Here is a 22,188-nt window from a genome sequence, read left to right as displayed (position 1 = left end):
ATGCCGCCAGCAAAGCGATAAATAGAGTCAATCCAAATTCGGCAAAGATGTTCACCTTATGGAATTTCTATTTTGATATTGCCTAGCCCCATCATCTCATTTCCGCGCACCGGCAGCCATTCCCAGCGTTCGAATGGATGCAAGCCAAGCCATAGTGTGTATGTCCCCGGCGCGGTATCTTTTGGAACGACGAGCGTATGGTGCGATGTAAATACTTGGTCTCTTTGCCACCAATCCGTCGTAGGGTGACCAGCAGCTGGGACACCCTCCTTTTCCGCCACCGGATCTTCTGCGCCAAGCCGGAGTAACAACCAATAGTTTTCCGTTCCATCGCTCAACGCTTGCCATTGGATTTGCGTAATAATCGAATCACCCGGCGCGACCCGCGCCGGCTCGACGCGATAATCGAGCACGCGAATCGCGTTTCCGAAATCTGCCGGGGCAGCCGTGCCACCCAGCTTGGGTAACGCAGTTGGATTCTGCGGCGCTCCGGCAAAAGTTACATTGAGATATAGCAGAACGGCGAGATTCAACGCAAACAATCCGCCATAGATCGCGGCAAGTGCGATTTTTTTGCGTGTTCCAAAAAGGTACCCCACCCCCAGCGTCAAGACAATCACGAACAAGGCTAGTCCTGGAAACAATTGCCGCGCCTGATCCGTTCCTAGTACAGTAAGTGTCCAGCGCGCAAATGCGGTAAGCATCACTGCCCAGAACACGCCAAACGCGGCAACAAGCGCGCGCGTGTGAGTAGCGTGATTCGCCGAACGTGCGGCGCGTGCATGGCGCATCCAACCCAGCAGCGCGAGCAACGGCACGATTCCAAGGATAGCATATATTGCATCCGACATTCTGAGGTGCAGCGCGCCACCAAAGCGTCCCCAGAAACTGGTGTACAAACCCCAGCCGATTATTTTGACCAGTTCATCAGACGTCATCGGAGTAAGACGCTGGGGTGTGGTCAAGAGCACTAGCGCCCAGCCGAGTGGATCGCCATAGTTTGCCAGATTGTAAATGATCCAGGGCGCGACAATGACTGCCGCCACTCCGAAACAGATGGTCACCTGAATCATCCAGGTTTTCCACTGTCGGCTTTGCCACGCGAGCAATGCCATGACAACTCCAACAAATAACCAAACGACCAAGCCACTCAACTTGGCGAGCGTCGCTAATCCCAGCAGTACGCCTAACAGAGCAGCATCGCGCAGGCGTGGTGGTTTCTGCGCGATCCGAAAAATTTGTAACACGCTCACGCTCGACAGCATGATAATCAAGTTGTCGTTGTTCACCAATGCGCTGAGGAATGTGAATGCGGGCAGAAAGGCAACGAAAGCGGTCGCCCCCCAAACGATCCAGGGGTCATTCAAGACAAATACCGATGCGATGTGCCACGTTGCCCAGACTGTGACCGCGCCCATGACGACTGAGAGCAGACGCAGCCAGTGCCATGCCAGCGGAGCGTCTCGATAGGGAAATGCTTCGCGGCGGGTGTGCAATAAAAGATTCGGGGTCTGCGGCTTGTCGTAAGCAAAGTCGGGGTTGGCGATTGGCGCGAATTCGTCCTGCGGAATCCAGAAAACGGCGAGCGCGCTGATAATGTAATACAGTGGCGGTTGATGCGATTCGCCCAAAACCGCGCCTTCAGGCATCGGCAAGCGGTGATGCGCGATCACATACTGCACATACGCAAAGTGCGAAACCTCATCAGGACCTTCCCCGAGTGGAGTCACGATACTGTAGGCGGACGCAAGCGCGATGAACGCGCCAAGCAGAACGGGAAACGCGAGTCGTGTGAAATCAAAGCGAGTTTTCATCCTATCGAAGTGGAAGATTGACAGTAGTGAGAATCACACGATTTTGACCATCTACGGTTTTCAAACGTGTACCTGTCGTCGTATCGTACAATCCAACTTCAATTTGATATGTACCTGCTAGCGCCGCATCGGGAATGTTGAACGTGTGAACGTCCGCGATGTACTCGTTCTCGATCCAACCAGTCGTTGGGAACTCGCCATTCCCAGGTTCGGCGTCGCCGGATGCGATAACCGTTCCTTGCGCGTCGAGCACATGGACGAACACGGTGTACGAGGTGTCCATCAATGCGAGCGCGCGCCAGTGCAACATCAATCGCATGTTGCGTTGCTCATCCAGCGCGAGATCGAAACCCAGCAAGCGCGCCTTTTGGTTGAAGAGCACTTCGACGGGTTGTGAGATTCGTGGCGCAATCGTCGCCCGCACGCGATTCTTGATTTGCACGGTACCCAGTCGCACGACAGTCGGCACGAACGGGAACAATGACGAACCTAGCGATTCGTTTTTGCGCGAGAGCGCGAATTGCACGACGTACTTTCCATCGGCAACATTCGCGGGCACACGCGCGGACGACCAATCGCGCACGAACGAATTCGGTTGCCAATCGAACGGCGGATAACCGACACTGATCGCCGTTTCGCGGCTCGCGACCGTTTTGCCGTTCGCGTCCTCGAGCCACAAGCGCGCGGCAAGACTGTCAGGCACGGGGTTCGCGCCGCTGCGCCAAAGTAAGGTGAGCGGCAAGACATCGCCGGGACGCAATGGCGCGTGTTCGGTGTCGAGCGAATAACCGGCAAGCGTCAGCGCACCAAAATCGGCGTCGGCGATATGCGCGATGTTCCACAACTCGCGGCGCGGCGTAGATGTGTCTGCGGTAGGTTGCAGCGGCGCGATGTCGCGCTGACCGAGCACCGCGTTCGACGACGCGTCATACATTGTAACGTTCACCGCGTACGCGCCGGGCGTTACACCGAGAAACAGCGGCACATCGTACGTGTCCGTGATAATTTCGCCGACGCGCCACGCGGTCGTTGGATACGCGCCATTCACAGGACGATGATCCACTTGACCGACGACGCGCCGATCCGCGCGTACGATTTTCACAGACACCATCGCATCGCGCGCGATGGAATCCGTCACTTGCCAGTACAGTGTTACCCGCGCGACGCGACCATTCTCCGCGTGCCAATGATCTGGGATCGCGGCGAATCGCGTGGTATCCAAATCAAAACCAATCAGCTTGACCGCGCTGAAATCCGCGTCGAGCCATTGTTGCGGCGTGAGGGTTTGCGTAGAGCCAGGTTGCACGCGCACGAGCGCGCCACGCGACGAGAGCGAATATGCGTTCGCGACATCCTTGAGCGGACGCGTCAGATACACCGCGCGATTTTCTTTGAGTGCGCGTTCGACGGCGGCAAGACGCGCACGCTCATCGTCGGCGGGAATGGTTTGCACATCGGGACGAATGCCGCGATTTTCTTGCAAGTATCGCACAAGCGTTGTTTCGCCGACGATGCCGATGATCGTCGCATTCGCCTCGAGCGGCTGGCTCAACACATCGAGTCCGTAATCGTGCACGTCCCATTTTGCCGACAAATCGTTCGTGGCGAAATTGTTGAGTACCAAGTTCAAGGGAATGAATAGAACGAGTAGTATTGCGCCGGCTTGAACGAAAATCGAAAATCGAAAATCGAAAATCGAAAATACGTTTAACAAGGCGTCGGCGCCTGCGCCGATAAAAATCGCGCAGAGCAAAAATGTCGTTAGGAAAAAGACCGATACATCGGCGACGTGATAGTTGAACGCGAACAGCGTGATCGGGATCAGCGCGACGACGATCAATCCCCACTCGCGCGGACGACGCAACAGCCACACCGCGCCGAGCACCGCGAGCGCAAGCGCGACGATGCCGAACTCGTTTTGAAACAGCGTCCAGTAATCCGCGAGATTGCGCTCAATGTTCAACGGATTGCTAGTGAGGAACACGGTGTACTGACTTGCCATCACCCAGTTGAAAAAACCGCCGAGCGTGTTCTCGTACGTGCCATCCGCCGAGCCGATGTTTCCGCGCAGTGGCAAGTACAGGTAGAGCAACAACGGCGCGAGAAAAACAATCGCGGCGCGAATCAAAATTTTGCGATCATGCAGAATCGCGCGATCACTCAACCAAACGTACAGCGCGATGGCAGGATACGTGAGCGCGATCAAGCGATGATGTGCGAGCCCCAAGCCCATCACGAACGCGAGCGCGTAGAGCGCGTGATGCGTGACCCTGGCACCGTCCGCCAGGGCAGGTGTGCGTGACGCGTGACGGAGCGCGAGAAACAACACGAGTGTCGTGAGGAGCATTTGCAGCGTGTAGATTTCGGCGACGACCGCGTTCTCCCAAAACGTCTTGCTCACCGCGAACGTGAGCGCGGCGACGAACGCGGCGATGCGGTACGCGGTGAGTTGCCGCACGACGAGGTACAGCATCGCGATGGCAAGCGCGCCGCACAGCGCGGTGAAAAGGTTCAAGCGATACGCGGCATCGTTCAACGGGACGACGACTGAAAAGAGTTTGCCGAGGAGCGTGTAAAGCGGATACCCAGTTTGATGCGGAATGCCGAGGCGTGTAACGCTGTACTGAAAGTCGAGTGTATCGTCGAAGAGAAACGCGACCGAAGGCGCGAGCGTGCGCGCGTACAACGCGAGTGCGCCGACGAACAACATCGCGCTGAGAAACCAATCGCGTTTGGTGATTTCGCTTTTCATAGCGCGGAAAATATAGCACAGACTAGGGAGATTCGCAAAGTGCGTGGTGCTGTAGCATTTCGTTAGGAGGGCAGGGTGCGGCGCTGACGCGCGGGGAGCCGCGCCGGGTACGTTGGGTGCAGTTTCCAGCACATGTAATACAAAACAAATTGTGTTACTTTAATAATTATGTTATACTCTGATGCGGAGGAGGCAAAATGCAAACCTATACGTCGGCGACAACCAAAGGTCAAGTTTTGATTCCTGTGGCATTGCGACGCAAATTCGGAATCAAAGCCGGCACCAAGATTCACGTCTTTGAGGAGAATGGGCGAATCGTTCTGCAACCCGTTACGCGCGAGCAAATTCGACGCGTGCGCGGCATGTTCAAAGGCGCGGGCGCGCTCAAAGCATTGATGGCGGAACGCAAACGCGAAAGGGAGCTGGAAGATGGCAAAGCAACCGCGCGTCTTCGATAGTTGGGCATTGATGGCGTTTCTCGAAGATGAACCCGCGGCGGAGCAGGTGCAAGCGCTGATCGCCGAAGCGCAAGACATTGAAAATGGGTTGCTCGTCACGGTGATCAATCTGGGCGAAGTATGGTACAGCATGGCACGCGCGCGCGCCGCCGCGGACGCCGACCAAGCCATTAAAGAAATTTTGGGTCTTGGTTTCCAAATGGTGGAGGTGGATTGGGAATTGGCAAACCAAGCCGCCAAACTCAAAGCCAAGCACAAGCTGGCGTATGCCGATTGTTTTGCCGCCGCGCTGGCGCGCCAACACAAACTCGAAATCGTAACGGGCGATCCCGAGTTCAAGCAACTGCAAAGCCACGTCAAGATTCATTGGTTGCCGCAAAATTAATGGGACACAGATTAACGCACATGAACACTGATAATGCAAAAGAAAAACCTGTGTTCATCAGTGTTTATCTGTGTCCCATAAAAGGTGTTGACAATGCCAGACACACTCAAGAAACTCCGCATCTTTGCCGCGTCACCATCCGACGTGGCGACGGAACGCGCCAAGTTGGAAACGGTCGTCGCGTCGCTCAAGCCGACAGCGGATTATCTCGGCTTGACGCTGGAAGTCGTGGACTGGCGCGCGGTTGTGCCTGACGCGGGTCGCGCCCAGCAAATTATCTTTGACCAGTTGAAGCCGACCTCGTGGGATATTTTCGTCGGCATCTTGTGGCATCGCTTTGGCACGCCGCCTGGTGGAAAAGACCCGCAGACGCAAAAAGAATATTTGTCGGGAACGGAAGAAGAATTCCGCGTGGCGTATCGTTTGTGGAAAGAATTCAAAAAGCCGCGCATCGTGATGTATCGTTGCACGCGCGCGATTCCACTCGACGCGGATTTCGCGCAGGCGCAGCGCGTCAAGGATTTCTTCAAAGAGATTCAAGACCCGCAAGGCGAGTTTCGCGTCTTGACGCAATCGTTCGACACACCCGAAGTGTTTGAGAAACTCGCGCTCGACAATCTGCAAAAACTGCTCATCGAGTACGGCGAGCAATCGAAAACGCCCATCACGCCTGAAGTCGCGCAAATCCTCGCGCCCCAAACCCCCAACAACCTCCCGCGCCGCGCCGCGTTCTTTGGTCGCGCGAAAGAGATGGACGTGGTGATGCGCGCGCTCAGCCCCGCCGACCGCACGTGGGGTGTCCTCGTGGATGGCATCGGCGGCATCGGCAAGACCGCGCTCGCGATTGAAGCCGCGTATCGCGCGCAGGATACTTCGTTATTCGACGCGTTCGTGTTTATCACCGCCAAGCAAAACATTCTCAAGCCGACTGGCATTCAAGCGCAAACGCCTGCCGCACGCACGCTCAACGATTTCTTGAACGAGACCGCGCGCGTGCTGGGGCAACCTGGGATTCCAAAACTGTCGTCCGACGAAAAACGACGCGCGCTGCTCGACGCGTTGCGCGCGTCGCGCGCGCTCCTTATCTACGACAATCTCGAAACGCTGTCGAAAGAGGAGCAGGAGGCGATGGCGGATTTTCTGCGCGAACTGCCGCAAGCGTGCAAGGCAATCATCACGAGCCGACGGCGCGGCGGCGAAGGCGCGGTGTGGTTGCGCGTTGAGAAATTGGATTGGGACGCGGCGCGCGGCATCATCGATAACGAAATGGCGCGCGATGTCGGACTGGCAAACAAACTGCGCCGTGTTCCAGAATCGCGCTGGCAGGAATTGTACGATGAGACGAACGGTTCGCCGCTGGCGTTGGTGCATACGCTGGGTTTGATGCGCGTGCGCGCCGCGTTGACGTTTGACGGCGCGCTGGCGATGTTGCGCGGCAATCACGACCCCGATTTGCAGAAATTTATTTTCCAAGAAGCGCACAAAGAGTTGACGACGAACGATAAAGCCGCGCTCGGCGCGCTCTCGTTCTTTGTCCCCTCCGCGACGTTCGAGGCGTGGATGCAAGTGGCGGACCTGTCGCGCAACGCGTTGGAAACGACAATTGACCGCTTGAGCGCGCTGTCGCTGGTGGACGTGCTGGCAGGCGAAGAACGCTACGCCCTGCATCCACTCACGCGCGCCTTTGTCCGCGACGAACTACTTGCCGATGCGAATGTTGCACGCGAAACTGGAATGCGGTTTGCACAATATTGGGTGGATTATGCAGAACAATATGGTGGAAGTAGTAAGGAAAGTTGTAAAACGTATAGCCAACTTGAGACTGAGTGGGCAAACCTAGACGCGGCGATAAAATGGTTTGCTGAAGTCAATACAATTGCGAGGCAAGATAAAGCGCAACTCTATATTGAATTGGTGCGCGCTATAGATGAATTCCTGCGATTTTCTGGACGTTGGGATGAAGCATTGATTCTGAACGGCACCGCATATGAAGAGGCATATAGTATGGGAAATTGGCGCAATGCCGCCTTTTGTGCCATGACTTTGTTTTCTATTAGCGAAGCGCGCGGTAGCGATGTGGATAAAGTATATTGGCAAGATAGATTGGCTGATAGTCTTGGGCACATCGCGAAGCGTGATACGACTTTTGGTCCATTTATTCTCGGAATGGCTGCGTTTCAGAAGAAAGATTACACCGAGGCTGCTCGTCTTTTGAAAGAATCACTTTCTGATTCGCACAATTCAATTTCGGATTTACAACTTGAAGTAACGTTCCACCAATTGGGAACGATAGCACGTGACCAAAAAGAATATGAGATTGCAGAAAGATATTACATGCAAAGCCTGGAATTATCACGCAAGCGCGGAAGTCGCGGACACGAAGTAAAAGTCTACAGTGAATTGGGACAACTTGCTTGTGATTGCAAGCAGTGGGCGAGAGCGCAAGAGTGGTTTGAAAAAGAAGTTGCTCTAGCGAAAGAACTTGGAAACCAGGAATGGGTTGCAGAGGCAACATATAGTTTGGCGCGCGTGCACGAAGCAGAAGGGCACGTGGACTTGGCGCTGCCACTGGCGCAAGATGCGCTGAAGATTTACGAGCGGCTGCGGCACAGGGATTTGGCGGAGGTACGGGAGTTGGTGGAGAGGTTGAAGGCGAACCAGCCCCCTCCCTAACCCTCCCCCGTTCGCAAGTTCAGCGAACAGGGGAGGGGACACGCGAGCGGACTCCCTTCCCCCGTTCACGTTTTTTGTGAACGGGGGAAGGGCTGGGGATGGGGGCTGATCGTCGAACATCGCATCCTAGTGCATCTATAACAATCTTGTTTTGCATTGGGGCTGCGTTTTGCGCTACAAAATCTTTTGCAATGCACAACTGCTTTGTTAATAATGCACTAGGAGCAAAAGCATGACTCGAAATCGTTGGCGCACGACCGAAGCGAACAAATATCGCGCCCGCGAACTGCGCCGAGCGATGACGCCTGCCGAAAAGAAGCTATGGTATCACATTCGCGACAATCAACTCGGCGTGCAGTTTCGCCGACAACACGCGGTCGGTCCGTACATCGTGGATTTCTTTTGTGCGGAAGCAAAATTGGTCGTTGAGGTTGATGGAGATAATCACGGTGAGCCAGCTCAAATCGAGTATGATGCTAAACGAACGCAATGGTTGAATGAGCAAAAAAACTATTGCGTGATACGATTTTGGAATAACGAAATTCTACAGAATATCGAATCTGTGCTATTGCAGATTTCCAATGCATTGGAGTAGTCATGTCCCGAACAAACATTACCGTCTACGGCGCAACGTGGTGCCCGGACTGCAAGCGCGCGAAAAAGTTTCTCGGCGAGCAAATGGTGCACTATGACTGGGTGGACATTGAGAAAGATGTCGCCGCGCGCGCGTACATCGAAAAAATCAACAACGGCAAGCGCATCATCCCGACGATTGTGTTTGCCGATGGATCGTTCCTCGTCGAGCCGACGAACGCACAACTCGCGCAAAAGCTGGGTCTGCAAACGCAAGCCAAGATGCAATTCTACGATCTCATCGTCGTCGGCGGTGGACCCGCGGGCTTGACCACCGCAATCTACGCTGCGCGCGAAGGTATCGAGACGCTCGTCATCGAAAAGAGCGCGCTCGGCGGACAGGCGAGCATCACCGGCGCGATTGATAATTTTCCTGGGTTTCCCGAAGGATTGAGCGGCGCGGAATTTGCGGAACGCATCGTTGCGCAAGCGCGCCGCTTTGGCGTCGAGATTTTGCAAGCGCAAGAGGTCGAGCGCATCGAGGCGACGGACGATTACCGGATCATTCACTTGCGCGATGGTAGTCGTTATTGCGCGCAAGCGATTCTCGTCGCGACCGGCGCGGACTATCGCAAGCTCAACGCGCAAGGCGAAGACGATTTCATCGGCGCGGGCATTCACTTTTGCGCGACGTGCGATGGTCCGTTTTACAAAGGCGCGGAACAAATCGTCGTGATCGGCGGCGGCAACAGCGCGGTCGAAGAAGGATTGTTCCTCACCAAGTTTGCCCAACGCGTGACGATCCTCGTGCGCGGCGAACGCTTAACCGCGAGCCAATTCGCGCAAGATAAGATTTTCGCAATGCCGAGCGCGGTCGAAGTGAAATTCAATACGCGCGTTACCGAATTTCGCGGCAAGGGCAAATTGCAAACGATCGTTACCCAAAACATCGCGACGGGTGTGGTCGAGGAATTATATCCCGACGCGGCGTTCATCTTTATCGGTCAAGTGCCGAATAACCAAATCGTCCGCGAGATGGTCGCGCTCGATCAGTGGGGTTACATCAAGACCGGACACGATCTCGTGCATCACGGCGAACGCATCGAGCGCATTCCGTCTTTTATGGAGACGAGCGCGCGCGGTATTTTCGCGGCGGGCGATGTGCGCGCCGGTTCGACCAAGCAAGTCGCCAGCGCAGTCGGCGAAGGCGCCAGCGCGGCGATTTCGATTCGCGAATTTTTGAAAGGAGAGTGAAATGAAACATTTGTGGTTGATCGTTTGCGCGATTGGTTTGGTCGCTTGCTCGTCTGCCACACCCAGCACGCCCACGCCAACCATCGCGCCAACGCAAGCGCCGACGACGATGGCGATGCCGACGATCATTACTGTGCCGGTCGTTGCGACGCCGGTCGTCATACCGACTCTCGTGTTGACGCAGACGCAACCAACCGCGCTTCCCGCGCGCACCTTGACCGCGACGCGACCCGCACCGACGACGACACTCGCGGCGGGCACTATGCGCGTCAAATTATTTTTCGTTGCGCTCGAAGACAATGGCAAGTCCGGCAAAAAGATCGGTTGCGACGACAGCATCATCGCGGTCGAGCGCGCGATCCCGGCGACGACCGCGCCGCTCACCGCCGTGCTGCGCGAATTGCTCGCGGTGCGCGATACCAAGTACGGACAGTCCGGTTTGCACAACGCGCTTGCCATGTCCGATTTGAAAATTGAGAGCGTTTCGGTTATAAATGAACGTGCCGAGATTCGGTTGAGCGGCTCGCTGAAACTGGGTGGTGTGTGCGACAATCCGCGCGTTGACGCGCAGATCAAAGAGACCGCGCTACAATTCGCGACGGTCAAGCGCGTGGCGGTCTGGATCAATGGCAAGCCGCTCGAAACGCTTTTGTCGGACAAGTAGTTGGAATCGGAGATAGAATCCAGGTTTCTTCAAGAAACCTGGATTCTGATAAACGCATCAAGGAAAGACGGGAATGGAAAATTGGACGCCGCTCGAGTTAGTTCGAAAAATGGATTTGCTTTTGCTCGCGCCGCAATTGGCGCGCGCCGAGATCGAAGCCGGTTGCGAACTCGCGATCAAAACGGATTGTTTCGCCGTTGTCGTCAAACCGCACTACATTGAGCACGTTCGCAAAGTGTTGAAGGATTCGCGCGTCAAGGTGCTGTCCGTCGTCGGCTTTCCGCACGGTGGCGTTTCGACGGCGACGAAAATGTATGCCGCGCAAGACTTGATTCAGCGCGGCGTGGACGAAATCGAAATGGTCATCAACATCGGCGCGTTGCGCGATCACGATGACCTCGCGGTCAAGAACGACATTCAAACGGTGACGAAAATCGCGCGGTTGCATCCGGTCTGTGTGATTCTCGAAGTGGGTTTGCTGACCGACGAAGAAAAAGTGCGTGCGTGCAAACTTGCCGAAGTCGCGGGCGCGTCCACGCTCAAGACGGCGACCGACTTTAGCCCTGGGATCGTTTCGCCGGACGATGTGCGCTTGTTGCGCGCGACGTGTCCGAATTTGCCGGTGCGCGCGGCGGGTGGCATCGCGACCCAAAAAGCGGCGCGGCAAATGCTCGAAGCCGGCGCGGCGAGAATTGCCTCCGCGAACATCGCGCAGATCGTGAACGAGTGACCCAGAACCTTCGAGGTGATGCCTCGAAGGTTTTTCATTCGACTCCCTCCCCGCCGAAAGCGGGGGAGGGCTGGGGTGGGGGTTGGAACTATTTTCACTTCGCCAACGTCTTGAAAGTGAAAACCAAAATTGTAACCCTACCCTAGCCCTCCCCTTGCCAAGGGGAGGGAAGGGAGGGGTGATTCGCCGGGAGGCAGCGATGTTACGACGAGAAATTTTTCTGGTGTGTGTGTCTATTGGATTGTTGTTGATTCTTGGATTCGCCGTGGGCTGTCAGGGCGGCAACCCGTTATCTTCGTCCACCACACCGGCGGCGAGTGCGGCGAGTGCCGGTGTGGATATTACCGTTTACAATCAAAACGTCGCGCTCGTCAAGGATCGGCGCACGCTTCAGCTCAAGTCGGGTGCAAACCAAATTCGTTTCACCGATGTCGCGTCGCAGATTGATCCGACGAGTGTGCAGTTCACCTCGCTGACCGATCCGAGCAACACGCGCGTGCTCGAACAGAATTACGCGTACGATATCGTTGGCTCGCAAAAGATTTTGCAAAAGTATTTGGATCAAACCGTGTCGCTCGTAACCGAGGATGGAAGCAAGTACACCGGCAAATTGCTCAGTGGCTCGGACGATATTATTTTACAGAGCGAGGATGGGCAAGTCACGACGGTGAAACTCGCGCGCGTGCGCGAATTGAAATTCCCGCAATTGCCCGGTGGTCTCATCACCAAGCCGACCCTGGTCTGGATGGTCAACGCGGCGAAAGAGGGTAATCACGACGCTCAGGTGACATACCTGACGAACGGCATTACGTGGAAAGCGAATTACGTGGTCGTCGTGAACGACAAGGACACGGCGATGAATCTGAATGGCTGGGTGACCGTGGACAATCAAAGCGGCGCGACGTACGAGGACGCGAAACTAAAACTCGTCGCGGGCGATGTGCGCCGCGTGACGCCGGCGCCTGCCGCGCGCGATGGCGCGCTGATGGCTGCGCCGACCGCCGCGGCGAAACCCGAACCGCAATTCACGCAACAAGATTTCTTCGAGTACCACCTCTACGCGTTGCAACGCGCGACGACAATTCGTAACCGCGAGACAAAGCAGATCGAATTTGCGACGGCGGCAGGTGTGCCGATCAACAAACTGTTCGTTTACGATGGCGCGAGCAATCTCCGTTTCTACGGTTACCAAATCACCGATGCGAATTACGGCAAGACAAGCAACTCCAAAGTCGCGGTCATGGTCGAGTTCAAAAACAACGAAGCGAACAAAATGGGGATGCCATTGCCCAAAGGGACGATTCGCGTCTACAAAGCCGATGGCGATGGCGGCAATCAGTTCATCGGCGAGGACAACATTGACCACACGCCGAAAGACGAGATGATTCGGCTCAACATCGGCAATGCGTTCGACGTGGTGGGCGAGCGTAAGCAAATGAATTTCACCAAGGTCAGCGACCGCGTGATCGAGGAAACGTACCAGATCAAACTTCGCAATCACAAAAAAGAAGCAGTCGAAGTACGCGCGGTCGAGCACCTGTTCCGCTGGTCGAATTGGGAATTGAAAAACCTGACCCAGGATTATATCAAGACCGACGCGCAGACCATCGAGTTTCGCGTGGGCGTTCCGTCCGACGGCGAAAAGGTTGTGAATTACACCGTGCGGTATTCGTGGTAATGCACGACCGCTGACTTGATTCCAAGACCTTCCAGGCGCTTGTGCGAAAACCTGGAAGGTTTCTTATTGCCATTATCACTCTTTGATGAACCCAGTTCAGGCGGACTGTTCGGGAATCATGCGGTGTAAACGCCGCGGTCGGTGCTCCGCTGTCTGCGGTCTTATTGCATTTTCCCTGGTTTTTTGATACGATAAGGGTGTGAGCCAAGACGACAAAGCAATCACCCTCGGTCATCCTTCGTACGTTTGGCGCTTTGGTCAGGATCGTCGCCTTGATTTGATGCGCCGCTTTGTGCGTTTCCCCAGCGTGATGATTCTCGACATCGGTTGTGGTATTGGCACGTACCTCGACAAGTTTCGCGGTCTCGGCGCGCATGAATTCGGTGTGGACTCGGACATCGAAAAGTTAGAGGACGCGCACCGCAAAAAAAGATTGATTCACATCGCGGCATCGGCGTCCGAAGCGTTGCCGTTCGCCAACGATACATTCCACGTTGTTCTCTTACACGAAGTTATCGAGCACGTCGCCGACGACCGCGCGACGATCCGCGAAGCGAGTCGTGTTTTGAAACGTAATGGGCGCATGCTCGTGTTCGCGCCGAATCGCTTGTATCCGTTTGAAACGCACGGCGCATACTTTGGCAAGTGGTACGTTTTTGGCAACATTCCGTTTATCGGTTGGCTGCCTGACAAGTGGCGCAACAAATTCGCGCCGCATGTGCGCGCGTATCGTCTAAACGAAATCGTTGATTTATTTAGCGAACTCGATGGCGAGTTTCTTTTGCAGACCCAGATTTTTCCCGGCTACGACAAAATCGCGCGGCGCAGCGCATTGCTCGCCCGGTTCTTGCGTTGGGCGACCTACGCGCTGGAGCAAACGTCGCTACGCAAGTTCGGCTTGTCGCATTACATCGTGTGGAAAAAATATGGTCGGCGGCACGTCGCAAGCCGGAAAACGTAAGTGAGATGCAGAAACCAGGTTTCTTCAAGAAACCTGGTTTCTGTCTAGTCGGCTTGTTTTGGCAAAAGCCGAGTCAATTCCGCGACCGAATCGAGTTGCTCCAGCCGCCACACCAGGTCGAGCGCCTGCTCGCGCTGCGCGAACACGCGCGCGCTGTTCCGATTGAATTTGGCGGCGACTTGATCGTCGCTCATCGGGTTGCCCGCGTGTCCGCGCGGGTAACGCTCCTCGCGCGAGTGGACCGCGCCGTTTTTCATCGTCACCGTGATGCGATTCGGAATACTTTCCGGATAGCGCGCGGTCAGTTCCGCGGATTCGCGCAACTGGGTGCGCGCGAGCAGATCGCGAATGCGTGCGTCGCGTAATCGCGCCGGGGAAAAAGTAGACTCGTCTACTTGACCGTCAATCAGCCCGGCAATCGCAATGTACTGCAAACTGTGATCGGCGGTCTCGCGCGTCGTCGGTTTCCATTTCTCCGGATCCATCGCGATGATTTCGTACGCCGCCTTGAACGTTTCGATTTCGACGCGCGCGATGTTTTCCCAGTTGCCGATTTCGTTGTGCAATTCCACCGCGACATCCACGGCGCTTTGCGCGTGATATTCGACCGGATATTTTTTGATGTACGAATCGCAAATGCGATGCGGCGCGTCGCCGCGCGCGATGCGCGTGAGCGCAGCGTCGTCGAACGCATTGCCGCCCAGCATTTGGCGAATAAAGCCCATCTCGCCGATGAACGGTTCGAACGGTCCGGTCAATCCGCGCGACGCGAGCAGCGCGCCGAACAAGCCATGCCGCGCCGAGTTCGCCGCCGCCGCGCCTTTCCACATCGAGAGTTCGCCCGCCCGCGTTTGGCGCATCGCCGCGTGCGGCACCATCGCGATGGAAATCGCGTGCGCGGCTTGCTCGGCGGTGAGATTCAACAAACGCGACGCGCCTGCCGCGACGCCGATGCCGATGTAATTCACGTGATCCCAGCGATGCTGGCGCAGGCTTGCCGCGTCGCACAAGTTCATGCTGATTTCGTACGAAATCGCAATCGCTTCGGCGAGCGCGCGCCCACCCAGGTTTTTCCACTCGGCGAGCGCGAGCAACGCAGGAATGCAATCGCTCGGATGGAGCGGTTCGCGCGAGAGGTACGTGTCGTTGAAATCGAGATAACGCACGGCGACGCCATTCGCAAACCCGGCAACTTCGGGGTTGGCTTGTAGGCGCGATCCAAAAATAGTCGTGCCATCTTGCAGCGGATACTGTTCAGCGTACGCGCGTGCAACGGTGGGCGAATCGTCGTTGATCGCCGCGCACATTACGCCGAACGAATCAATGATGCGGCGTTTGACCTCGTGCAACGTGTCAGTGGGCAAGGCATGGTTTTTTGTTGCGTACGTCGCGAACATGTCTTGATAACGATCTTTCACTTGACTCCTCTGTGGGGCAAGTTTCCAACTTGCTCATGGTCCCGATCTTGTGAAGCAAGGCAAGTTGGAAACTTGCTCTACAATTCTCCGCGCGCAATGTTCACTTGGCAAATTTGCTGTCGAGTTCCTCGAATTCGCTCAGTCGCACGACGCGTTGGCGTTCGTCCCACGCGATCATGCGCGACACGAGTGACGCGCTCGATCCTTCGTCGCGCAGAATCGCGAGCGAATGTTGAATGGAGTGCATTGCAACGCGTAACAGTGTATTTGGATAGATGACGAGCTTGTAGCCAAACTCTTGCAACTCGCGTGCACTGAACATGGGTGTTTTCGCGCCTTCGGTCATGTTGAACAGGAGCGGCGCGTTGATCTCGCGCGGTAAACGCGCGATCAGCTCGGGTTCGGTGGGCGCTTCGACAAAGATCACGTCCGCGCCGGCTTGCGCGTACAATTGCGCGCGGCGAACGGCTTCGGCATAACCGTGCGTCGCCAGTGCGTCGGTGCGCGCGATCAATACCAGGTCGCGATCCGCGCGCGCGTCCAGCGCGGCGCGGATTTTCTGAAGCATTTCCCCGGCGGGAATCACTTCCTTGCCGGAAAAATGCCCACACTTTTTTGGGCTGACCTGGTCTTCGAGTTGAATCGCGGCGACGCCCGCGTGCTCGTACTCGCGGATCGTGCGTTGAACGTTGAGCGCGTTGCCGTACCCGGTGTCCGCGTCGGCAATTACCGGCGCGGTAGTTGCGGCGACGATGCGGCGAATATGTGCGATCATTTCCGTCATCGTCAGCAAGCCGATGTCGGGCAGAGCGAACTGAGCGTTCGCGATGCCGGCGCCGGTCGCGTACACCGCGCGAAACCCAGCTTCTTCGATCAAGCGCGCGGTCAGTGCGTCCGCCGCGCCGGGTGCAATCAAAATACTTGGTTCGGCGAGGAGTGTGCGGAGGAAAGTGGTTCGGTTCATTTCTTTCGATCCTTGGCGCGTTCGCGATGGTTGCGCGTCGCGCTGCGAGTCGAGATGCAGTATACGGAGATTCAGACAAAAAATCAAAATTCCAAATGGTTCGTTGCGTACAAGTCCATCGTTTTTTGAAATAGCATTTTTGTTCGGAATTGAGTATAATGAGCGCGGATAAATTCCGGGAGAAATATTTTAATGGCATCAAATTTCGGCATCATCAAGCCAATCGAAATTGATCACGAGATGAAGAACGCGTACTTGGATTACGCGATGAGTGTCATCACCTCGCGCGCGTTGCCCGATGTACGCGATGGACTCAAACCGGTGCAACGGCGCATCCTGTACGCGATGGGCGAGATGGGTTTGCGCCACAATGTCGCGTATAAAAAATGCGCGCGCATTGTCGGCGATGTGCTAGGGCGTTATCACCCGCACGGCGACCAAGCCGTGTACGATGCGCTCGTCCGCATGGCGCAAGATTTTACGATGCGCTATCCGTTGATTGACGGACAAGGAAATTTTGGCAGTATAGACGACGATCCGCCAGCCGCGATGCGTTACACCGAAGCGCGCCTCACCGAAATCGCGGAAGAGCTGTTGCTCGACATTGATCGGAACACGGTGGATTTTAGCGACAATTTTGATGGCACGATGCGCGAGCCGCGCGTCCTTCCCGCCAAAGTTCCCAACTTGTTGCTCAACGGTACGGCGGGCATCGCGGTCGGCATGGCGACGAACATTCCGCCGCACAATTTGAACGAACTCGTTGACGCGATCAATTACCTGATTGCGAACTGGGAAAAAATTGAAGACATCGAAATGGACGACCTGATGAAATTCGTCCAGGGTCCCGATTTTCCGACGGCAGGTATCATCCTCGGCGCGGAAGGCATCAAGCAAGCATACGCGACCGGCAACGGGCGCATCGTCGTGCGCGGCAAGATTCACACAGAAGAAGCGGGCGGCGGCAAATCGCGTATCGTCATCACCGAACTGCCGTACCAGGTCAACAAGGCATCGCTCATCGAACGCATCGCCGATCTCGTGCGCGACCGCAAGATCGAAGACATTAGCGATTTGCGCGACGAGTCCGACCGGCAGGGCATGGGCATCATCGTCGAATTGAAGCGCGGGGCGGACCCGAAACCGGTCATCAATCAACTGCTCAAATACACGCCGCTGCAAACTGGGTTTAGCATCAACATGCTTGCGCTCGTCGAAGGCGAGCCGAAGGTCTTGTCGCTCAAACGGATGTTGCAGTTGTACGTGCAACACCGGCAAGAAGTCGTCACGCGCCGCACCAAATTCGATCTCGAAAAAGCCAAAGCGCGCGCGCATATTCTCGAAGGACTCAAAATCGCGCTCGATCATCTCGACGAAGTTATCCGAACGATTCGCCAATCGCCGGATGCAGACACGGCGAAGGAACGTTTGATCAAGCGTTTCAAGTTGAGCGAGCTTCAGGCGCAAGCGATTCTCGATATGCAACTGCGTCGCCTCGCCGCATTGGAACGCAAAAAGATCGAAGATGAACTTGCCGAAGTTAAAAAGCAAATCAAGTTCCTCGAAGATTTGCTCAAGCATCCCAAAAAAATCCTGGGCGTCATTTCCGAAGAACTAACCGATTTGAAAAAACGCTTTGGCGATGTGCGGCGCACGCACATTTCGGAAGGCACCACCGAGGAACAACAGACCGAGTTCAAGGAAGAAGACCTGGTGCAGGAGCAAGCGGTGCTCGTGTCGGTGACGCAACGCGGTTACATAAGCCGAATGCCGCTGACTTCGGTGCGCCGCACGGCGACCGGTTCCAAGGGTGTGCAGACGCGCGAAGAAGACGCGGTGCAGTACTTGATTCCCGCCGTCACGCGCGACACGCTCTTGCTGTTCACGAATCGCGGCAAAGTGTACCCGCTCCGCGCGCATCAAGCGCCGGATGTCGAACGCCAGCCGAAAGGTCTGCCACTCAACAATTTCCTCTCGTTCGAGCAAAACGAACGCGTTACCTCCGCCGTCGCGGTCTCCGATTTTTCGCAAGCCGAATTCTTGACGATGGCGACCGCGCAAGGGCGCGTCAAGCGCACGCCGCTCGCTGAGTTCGACGGGATTCGCGCGAGCGGTGTTGCCGCGTTGAACCTTGCGGACGGCGACGAGCTGGGTTGGGCGCGGCTCACGCACGGCGACGGCGAATTGTTCTTTGTCACCGAGCAAGGTCAAGCGTTGCGTTGCAAAGAGGAAGACGTGCCAGTGCAAGGTCGCGCGGCGGGTGGCGTCTACGGCATCAAGTTGAACGAGGGCGACAAGGTCGCTTCGATGGACCAGGTTCAGCCGGATGGATTCGTGCTTCTTGTGACGACGAAAGGGTACGGCAAGCGCACGCCGATCAAAGATTATTCGATCCAGGGTCGCTACACCAAGGGCGTTTCGACGCTCGGACGCGATCCGGCGCGCGCGGGCATCGTCGCGGCGGCGCGCGTCGTCAACGAAGAAGACGACGTGACGATCATCTCGACGAATGGTCACGTGTTGCGCGCGCGCGTCGCGAATATGCCCAAGAGTAAACGCACGTCGAAGGAACCTGAAGTCATCAAGTTGAAAGAAGGCGACGCGGTGGCGAGTATCGCACGGCTGGAAAGTGAAAAGAAAAGTAAACAGTGAACAGTAAACAGTGAACAGCCGGGCAGTGCTACTGTTCACTGCCCCACTGTTCACTGTTCACTGGAGGAATCATGTCCAACGTCCACGTTTCAAATCATCCGTTGATGCTCCACAAACTCGCGATGTTGCGCGATGTGAAAACCGAGCCGAAAAAATTCCGTGAACTCATCCGCGAGATTTCCATTCTACTCGCGTACGAAGCAACCCAGGATTTGGCGCTCCAAGAAAAGAACGTCACTACGCCATTGACGCAAACCCAGGGATTTGAACTCAAGGAGATGATCGGTCTCGTGCCGATTCTGCGCGCGGGATTGGGCATGGTCGAAGGTTTCTGGGAAATGATGCCTGCCGCCGAAGTGTGGCACCTGGGTTTGTATCGCGATCACACGACGTTCGAACCGGTGCGCTACTATAATAAACTCCCGGTCGCGCCAACGGTGGACGTGTGCGTGATTCTCGATCCAATGCTCGCGACCGGCGGCACCGCCGTCGAAGCGGCGCGGATGCTCAAGAATTGGGGCGCGAAACGCATCAAGTACGTCGGACTCATCGGCGCGCCGGAGGGCATCAAGCGATTGCAGGACGCGCATCCCGACGTGCCGATTTATCTCGCGGCAGTGGACGATCATCTCAACGAACACGCGTACATCGTTCCCGGCTTGGGCGATGCGGGCGACCGGCAGTTTGGAACGGGATAACCAAGTGAACAGTGAACAGTAAACAGTTACCTGTTCACTGATGACTGACATGAACCGACCCTCCTGGGATCAATATTTCATGGACATCACGCTCGACGTGTCGCGTCGCGCGACATGTTTGCGCGCGCAAGTTGGAGCAATCATCGTCAAGGACAAACGCATCCTGACAACCGGTTACAACGGCGCGCCAAAAGGTCTGCCGCATTGTCTCGATGAAGGATGTGAAGTGATAGACGGGCATTGCGTTCGTACTTTGCACGCGGAACAGAACGCGATCATCCAAGCCGCGTTGCACGGCATTTCGCTCGAGGGCGGCACGATCTACACGACGCATCAACCGTGTCACGTCTGCGCCAAGATGATTATCAACGCGGGGCTAGTGCATGTCATTTATGCTGGCAATTACCCGGACGAATTAGCGATGAAGTATCTCAAGACTGCTGGTGTGCGCGTAGACCATTTCGATTTGGGTGACCGCACGCCCGCGCCGCCGCCGAGTGTGATCAAGTAATTTACACGCCGTTTACATGCGGCTCATTTTCCTCTTAACCGCGCACGCGAAAATAAACGCGATGAAACCGCAATCCCGTTGGCTCGATCCACTCATCGCGTTTTTTATTTTCGCGATTTGTCTCTCGCTTTACAACGCGACGCTCACACCGAGTTTGTCGTACGCGAGTCCCGATGGCAATGAACTCACGACTATCGCGGCGACGCTCGGCTTGGCGCATCCTCCCGGTTATCCACTCTTTACCTGGCTCGGCAAACTCTTTACGTTCGTCCCAATCGGCGATGTCGCGCATCGCACGAACTTGATGTCCGCGACGCTCGCGGCGGCGGGCGTCGCGATTTTGTATCTCATCATGCGTCACGTCGAATTGTCGCGCGTGATTGCCGCATTGTCCGCACTGCTCTTTGGCGTTTCAACCACGCTCTGGTCGCAAGCGGTCATCACCGAAGTGTACGCGCCGAACGTTTTTTTCATCGCGTCGATGGTGTGGCTGTTATTAAAGTGGGCGGACCCCACCCCAGCCCTCCCCTTGTCAAGGGGAGGGGGCGGGAGGGGTTTCTGGTTCATTGCATTCGCGCTCGTCTTCGGCTTGTCGCTCGGCATGCACTTGAGCAACCTGGGATTCGCGCCGGCATTCGCGCTCTTCGTCTTTCTCACCGATTGGCGTATCCTCAAACGACCGCTGACGATTCTCAGCGCGTTCGTCGCGTTTATGATCGGCGTCGCGCAGTACGCTTGGATTCCGCTCCAAGCCGCGACGATCACCGAGCCGTTGCTGACGCGTTATCCGCTCAACACACCCGTCGGTTTCTATGTGTACACGCTCGGTGCGTTCACCAACTTACGATTCGCGTTTCCGCTTACCGCGATGCCGGACCGCATCGTTATTTACGTTGGATATGCGATCGCCAATCTCACGCCGGTCGGATTCGCGCTGGGTATTCTCGGCATGTGGGTGTTGTTGTTTCGTCTGCCCAGACATTTCTGGCTTTTCATCGGAATGTGGTTCGTCAACGTCTGGTTCTTTACGCAGTACAAAGTTTTCGATCTCGACGTATTTTTCATTCCCGCGCATTTTGTCTTTGCGATTTTCGTCGCGTTTGGCGCGCAACAACTCGGCGACTGGTTCGGCGCGTTGTTGACGCGATGGCGTTTCTCACCGCGCGCGCGTTCGTTCGCGTTGATCGTTGCGTGTGTGATTTTTCTCGCCGTGCCGCTTGCATCGCTCACCGCGATTAATTTCCGTGTGAACAATCGCGCAACCGATACGATCATTCCCGATTTCTATCAGAACGTGTACGCGATGTTGCCGCGCGACAGTGTGCTCGTCGGTCGGCGTGCGGTGTTCGCGTACGATGCGTTTTTCTGGCAAGCGATTTACAACGTGCGTCCCGATGTGACGCTCCCGGTCGCGCGCAACATTCCTCTGCCGCAACGCGATGCGCCGCTGTACACGACGGTGCGCGTCGAGAATGGTCAAGTCCAGGGTGGTATCTTTGCGCCGCCACGTGAGCTCTTGCCGCTCGACGCGTGGTACATCCCAGTTCTGATCGGCGATGGACGCGACCTGACCTTGTATCGCGCGAGCGCGACGCCGCCCGCGTTGATCGTCGCGGACGCAGAACCGCCATCGCGAGTAAATCACGATTTTGGCGGATTGGTCTTTCTCGGATATGATATGACGCGCGTGGACGATGCGCCGCGCCCGCGTGTGCATCTCAAAACGTACTGGCGCATCACGCAACCGCGCGCGTACGTGATTTCGACGCGCGTGGACGGGACGACGCTCGAAACGCACGACCTGGGATTTGGGAATCTCGCGCGCTATGTGCGCGAAAATCGCGTGCCGCGTGATGGTGTCATTGTCGAAGAGTACGATTTGGTGATTCCATCGTACTTGAAGCGCGGCGCACATCGGTTGCAAATCGGAACGGCGGAATTCGCGGCGACCGGCATCTCGGTCGAGTGGGTGGACGCGGGGAGCGTGCTAGTGAAATGATGGG

17 protein-coding genes are annotated in these 22,188 nt (G+C 56.2%); 13 read left to right on the top strand and 4 right to left on the bottom strand.

Annotated features, from left to right (window positions below):
* Positions 1-56 precede the first annotated feature (56 nt).
* Both HY868_07290 and HY868_07285 read right to left on the bottom strand, forming a co-directional pair.
* A complete protein-coding gene (locus tag HY868_07290) occupies positions 57-1,814 on the bottom strand; it encodes a phospholipid carrier-dependent glycosyltransferase (protein ID MBI5301924.1) in 1,758 nt (585 codons plus the stop codon).
* Position 1,815: 1 nt separating this feature from the next.
* Positions 1,816-4,566: a DUF2723 domain-containing protein gene (locus HY868_07285; GenBank protein ID MBI5301923.1), complete on the bottom strand. Its 2,751-nt coding sequence runs from the start codon at positions 4,564-4,566 to the stop codon at positions 1,816-1,818.
* Positions 4,567-4,763: 197 nt separating this feature from the next.
* Here HY868_07285 and HY868_07280 point away from each other — a divergent pair, with 197 nt between their 5' ends.
* The 9 genes from HY868_07280 to HY868_07240 all read left to right on the top strand — a co-directional run bounded on the left by HY868_07280 (position 4,764) and on the right by HY868_07240 (position 13,942).
* Positions 4,764-5,024, top strand: a complete 261-nt coding sequence (locus HY868_07280) for an AbrB/MazE/SpoVT family DNA-binding domain-containing protein (GenBank protein MBI5301922.1) — start codon at positions 4,764-4,766, stop codon at positions 5,022-5,024.
* A complete protein-coding gene (locus HY868_07275; protein MBI5301921.1) occupies positions 4,996-5,409 on the top strand; it encodes a type II toxin-antitoxin system VapC family toxin in 414 nt (137 codons plus the stop codon). The genes HY868_07280 and HY868_07275 overlap by 29 nt, the downstream gene beginning before the upstream one ends.
* A 93-nt stretch (positions 5,410-5,502) precedes the next feature.
* Positions 5,503-8,082 (top strand): tetratricopeptide repeat protein, encoded by a 2,580-nt coding sequence (locus HY868_07270; protein MBI5301920.1) that lies wholly within the window; start codon positions 5,503-5,505, stop codon positions 8,080-8,082.
* A gap of 232 nt (positions 8,083-8,314) precedes the next feature.
* Positions 8,315-8,677: an endonuclease domain-containing protein gene (locus HY868_07265; GenBank protein MBI5301919.1), complete on the top strand. Its 363-nt coding sequence runs from the start codon at positions 8,315-8,317 to the stop codon at positions 8,675-8,677.
* A 2-nt stretch (positions 8,678-8,679) separates the two neighbouring features.
* Complete coding sequence (locus tag HY868_07260; GenBank protein MBI5301918.1) at positions 8,680-9,909, top strand: FAD-dependent oxidoreductase; 1,230 nt, start codon at positions 8,680-8,682, stop codon at positions 9,907-9,909.
* 1 nt (position 9,910) lies between these two features.
* Positions 9,911-10,573 carry a GerMN domain-containing protein gene (locus HY868_07255; protein MBI5301917.1) on the top strand — a complete coding sequence of 221 codons (663 nt, stop codon included), beginning with the start codon at positions 9,911-9,913 and terminating at the stop codon, positions 10,571-10,573.
* A gap of 73 nt (positions 10,574-10,646) precedes the next feature.
* On the top strand, positions 10,647-11,303 hold the full coding sequence (gene deoC, locus HY868_07250) for a deoxyribose-phosphate aldolase (GenBank protein MBI5301916.1): 657 nt from the start codon (positions 10,647-10,649) through the stop codon (positions 11,301-11,303).
* 199 nt (positions 11,304-11,502) lie between these two features.
* On the top strand, positions 11,503-12,981 hold the full coding sequence (locus tag HY868_07245) for a DUF4139 domain-containing protein (GenBank protein MBI5301915.1): 1,479 nt from the start codon (positions 11,503-11,505) through the stop codon (positions 12,979-12,981).
* Between the two features lie 199 nt (positions 12,982-13,180).
* Complete coding sequence (locus HY868_07240) at positions 13,181-13,942, top strand: methyltransferase domain-containing protein (GenBank protein ID MBI5301914.1); 762 nt, start codon at positions 13,181-13,183, stop codon at positions 13,940-13,942.
* A 44-nt stretch (positions 13,943-13,986) separates the two neighbouring features.
* Here the strand turns inward: HY868_07240 and HY868_07235 are convergent, their stop codons facing one another.
* Together HY868_07235 and HY868_07230 are read right to left on the bottom strand one after the other, a co-directional pair.
* Positions 13,987-15,339 carry an MmgE/PrpD family protein gene (locus HY868_07235; protein ID MBI5301913.1) on the bottom strand — a complete coding sequence of 451 codons (1,353 nt, stop codon included), beginning with the start codon at positions 15,337-15,339 and terminating at the stop codon, positions 13,987-13,989.
* A gap of 121 nt (positions 15,340-15,460) precedes the next feature.
* A complete protein-coding gene (locus HY868_07230) occupies positions 15,461-16,324 on the bottom strand; it encodes an isocitrate lyase/PEP mutase family protein (GenBank protein MBI5301912.1) in 864 nt (287 codons plus the stop codon).
* A gap of 192 nt (positions 16,325-16,516) precedes the next feature.
* Here HY868_07230 and gyrA point away from each other — a divergent pair, with 192 nt between their 5' ends.
* From gyrA to HY868_07210, 4 genes are all read left to right on the top strand, one after another.
* Positions 16,517-18,976, top strand: a complete 2,460-nt coding sequence (gene gyrA / locus HY868_07225) for a DNA gyrase subunit A (GenBank protein MBI5301911.1) — start codon at positions 16,517-16,519, stop codon at positions 18,974-18,976.
* Between the two features lie 71 nt (positions 18,977-19,047).
* Positions 19,048-19,674, top strand: a complete 627-nt coding sequence (gene upp / locus HY868_07220; GenBank protein ID MBI5301910.1) for a uracil phosphoribosyltransferase — start codon at positions 19,048-19,050, stop codon at positions 19,672-19,674.
* Positions 19,675-19,723: 49 nt separating this feature from the next.
* Positions 19,724-20,185 (top strand): cytidine/deoxycytidylate deaminase family protein, encoded by a 462-nt coding sequence (locus HY868_07215; GenBank protein MBI5301909.1) that lies wholly within the window; start codon positions 19,724-19,726, stop codon positions 20,183-20,185.
* A gap of 61 nt (positions 20,186-20,246) precedes the next feature.
* Positions 20,247-22,184 (top strand): DUF2723 domain-containing protein, encoded by a 1,938-nt coding sequence (locus HY868_07210; protein MBI5301908.1) that lies wholly within the window; start codon positions 20,247-20,249, stop codon positions 22,182-22,184.
* Positions 22,185-22,188 lie beyond the last annotated feature (4 nt).

The organism is Chloroflexota bacterium, assembly GCA_016219275.1.
Classification (GTDB): Bacteria; Chloroflexota; Anaerolineae; order UBA4142; family UBA4142; genus JACRBM01.
This window is presented reverse-complemented; position numbering and strand designations above follow the sequence as displayed.